1 protein-coding gene is annotated in these 648 nt (G+C 79.3%); it reads right to left on the reverse strand.

The window, feature by feature from the left end:
- On the reverse strand, positions 1 to 648 hold a 648-nt coding region (locus GTQ99_RS23820), incomplete at both ends, for an EAL domain-containing protein (RefSeq protein ID WP_166618095.1).

Raw genomic sequence — 648 nt, forward strand, 5'->3', positions numbered from 1 at the left:
CGCGAGAGCTGGCCGATGGAGGTGTAGCCGGTGCCGAAGTCGTCGATGGCCACGCGCACGCCCAGGGCGCGCAGGGCGCGCAGCTGCTCCAGGGCCAGCGGCTCGTCGACGAGCACCGTCTCGGTGATCTCGACGGTCAGGCGCTCGGCGGCCACGCCGCTGGCGGCCAGCGCGGCCGTCACGTCGCCGATGAGCCGGGCCTGCCCGAGGTGGCGCCCGGAGACGTTGACCGCGGCGCCGACGCCGGCCAGCGCACCGCCCTCGGCGTCCCAGCGCGCCAGCTGCGCGCACGCCTCGGCCAGCGCCCAGCGGCCGAGCTCGCACACGAGGTCGGAGCGCTCGGCGACGGCGACCGCCTCGGCGGGCGGCACGGGCCCGTGCCCGGGGCGGTCCCAGCGCAGCAGCGCCTCCACGCCCTGCACCGACCTCGTCGCCAGGTCCACGACCGGCTGGTAGTGCAGCTGCAGCCCGCCCTCGGCCAGCGCGGTCCACAGCGCCCGCTCCACGGCGCCGCGCCGGGCCAGCTCCGCGCGCAGCGCGTCGTCGAAGACCTCCACGACCCCGCGGCCGGCGGCCTTGGCCCGGTAGGTGGCCGCGTCGGCCTCCCCGAGCAGCCGCTCGGCGCTGCCGCCGCCCCCGCCGCTGCCG

This window comes from Kineococcus vitellinus, assembly GCF_009906315.1.
GTDB classification, from domain to species: Bacteria; Actinomycetota; Actinomycetes; order Actinomycetales; family Kineococcaceae; genus Kineococcus; species Kineococcus vitellinus.